Raw genomic sequence first — 2,408 nt, 5'->3', positions numbered from 1 at the left:
GTAAGCGGCAAGCTGAGACCGTTCAGCGCGTGTAATTCCACGGCATGAGTGCATCGAGATCGCTGCTGGGCCAACCATTGGCTATGCGCTCGAGTGTCTGGGTGAGCCAGGCCTGCGGATCGACATTGTTCATTTTCGCTGTTTGAAGGAGCGTGGCGATTGTTGCCCAGGTCCTTCCACCGCCATCGCTGCCGGCGAAGAGGCTATTCTTTCTGGTAATTGTCTGGGGCCGGATTGCACGCTCGACTATGTTGTTGTCGAGCTCGATGCGGCCGTCGGTGAGAAAGCGCTCGAAGATGGAGCGACGCGAGGTGGCATAGCGGATCGCCTCGGCCAGCTTCGACTTGCCAGAGATCCGCGGTAGGGTCTTCTGCCAGAGGGCGAAGAGCTCCGTGACAACCGCAGCAGATGTCGCCTGGCGCGCGGCGACACGGGCGTCAGGGCTTTGGCCGCGGGCGGTTTCTTCCACCTGCCAGAGCTTCGCCATCAGTTTCACCGTCTCGGTGGCGATCCTGGAGCTGTCTGAAGCGTGGAGCTCGTAGAACTTGCGCCTGCTATGGGACCAGCAGTAGGCCAGCAGTAGGCCAGCATCACGCCGTCATTGCCTCCGTCAGATCTGGCAAGCTTGTTATAGGCACCATGTCCGTCAACCTGCAGAATACCGCGATAGCCATTCAGATGCCGGGCGACCCGATCGCCAGCACGGCTATCTTCGAAGCGATAGGCGACCATCGGCGGGCTACTGCCACCGAAGGGTCTGTCATCGCGGGCATAAGCCCAAAGCCAGGCCGTCCTGGCCGATCCGGATCCGGGCGCGAGTGTGGGCAACGTCGTCTCGTCAGCGAAGATACGCTCAGCCTTCTTGATCTCGGCGAGGATGTAGTCGGCCAGGATATCAAGTTCAAAGCCGAGCTTACCCATCCATTGAGCCATCAGCTTCCGGTCAAGCTCGACCTTGTCGCGGGCATGGATTGCCTCCTGCCGATAGAGCGGAAGGCCATCGGCATACTTCGAGACGGCGATCTGCGCGAGAAGCGCTTCCGTCGGAATGCCCGCCTCGATAATGTGCGCGGGTGCGGCGGCCTGAATGACGCCGTCTTCATTTTTGAAGGCATACTTCGGTCGGCGTGTGACGATGACGCGGAACTTCGCCGGCACGACGTCAAGTCGCTCCGAGACGTCTTCTCCGATCAGCACCTTCTGTTTGCCGACGTGTTCGGGCAGGTCATCCGGCTCGATCACCACTTCGACCCGCTCAAGATGAGGAGCAAAGCCCTTGCGCGGTCTCGGCGGACGCTTTTCGGTATGGGCGGCACCCTTGTTCACCTTGGCTCGGATCGCCGCGATGCCGGTCTCGATTTCCTCGAAGACAAAGGCCTGCTGCTCATCATCGATGCCTGGAGAGCCGAGTTTTTCCGATCGCCGGCCAAAGCGGGCACGATCGAAGGCTTTCAGGATCTGGGTCAGTCGTTCGATGCGTTCATCAGCATCGGCGTTTCTGGCTTTCAGGTCTGCGACCTCGCTCTCAAGAGCATCGGTGCGCGCTGCCTTCTCGGCCATGGCAAGGACCATAGCTTTCAGGGTCTCTATATCATCCGGGAGCTGCAGATCGGGCGGCGTCATGACGTCTACCAGAGCATATTTTGCTCCGGTTTTCCTGCCCTTTCAGGCGGTTGATTCACTTTGCCGCAGGCATTTACCCAACAATCTCCGGCGGCTTCACCGCCACCGGGCGCACCCGTTTCCAGTCCATGCCGTCAACGAGCGCCATGAGCTGGGCATGGTTGAGCTGGACTCGGTTGTGGCCTGTCCGCGGCCAGCAAAACTGCGCCTTCTCCAGCCGCTTGGCGTAAAGGCAAACCCCGGATCCATCCCACCAGACGATCTTGATCCGGTCGGCCCGTTTGGCCCGGAAGACATAAAGCGAGCCGTTGAACGGATCACTGCCAGCATCCCGCACCAGCGACAGCAGGCTGTCCGGCCCTTTGCGGAAGTCGATGGGATGGCTGGCCAGGAAGACCTTTACACCTGCGGGGATCATGCTGAGCGAACCGCTCGGATGACACGCTGCAGATGCGCTTCTTCGACATGCCGGCCGACCCGCACGACGATACCGTCAATGTCGATTTCGACGACGGGGTCGGGGTCAGGTGCGACGCTCTGCGGATCAACTGCCGCTGCTAGTCCAGACTCATCACTGCCCAACAGTTCTCTACGCCAGCGGTAGAGTTGAGACGGCAAAATCCCGATCTGCCGCGCCACTGCCGACATGTTTACACCGGGCTGACATGCCTGCTCAACCGCTGTGGCCTTGAATTCGTCGGACCAGAACCGCCGCAACTGTCGCGGCGACCCGTCAAGGCGATCGGGCACCGCCTCGATCATTCGCATCAACCCAAGGCTAGCCG

2 protein-coding genes and 1 pseudogene are annotated in these 2,408 nt (G+C 60.6%); all 3 read right to left on the bottom strand.

Annotation, left to right across the window (positions count from 1 at the left end; translation table 11 throughout):
- Nucleotides 1-22: 22 nt before the first annotated feature.
- Nucleotides 23-1,623 (bottom strand): annotated as a pseudogene (gene tnpC / locus ASB65_RS19130) (IS66 family transposase).
- Between the two features lie 73 nt (nucleotides 1,624-1,696).
- A complete protein-coding gene (gene tnpB / locus ASB65_RS19125) occupies nucleotides 1,697-2,041 on the bottom strand; it encodes an IS66 family insertion sequence element accessory protein TnpB (RefSeq protein ID WP_060725074.1) in 345 nt (114 codons plus the stop codon).
- On the bottom strand, nucleotides 2,038-2,408 hold a 371-nt coding region (locus ASB65_RS19120), incomplete at its 5' end, for a transposase (RefSeq protein WP_081088454.1). The genes ASB65_RS19120 and tnpB, both read right to left, overlap by 4 nt.

Origin of the sequence: Agrobacterium tumefaciens str. B6, from assembly GCF_001541315.1 — a bacterium.
Classification (GTDB): Bacteria; Pseudomonadota; Alphaproteobacteria; order Rhizobiales; family Rhizobiaceae; genus Agrobacterium; species Agrobacterium radiobacter.
This window is presented reverse-complemented; position numbering and strand designations above follow the sequence as displayed.

What these genes read in the sequence shown, in the direction of transcription:
- tnpB (WP_060725074.1), bottom strand. Translation starts at nt 2,041, where the DNA reads ATGATCCCCGCAGGTGTAAAGGTCTTCCTGGCCAGCCATCCCATCGAC.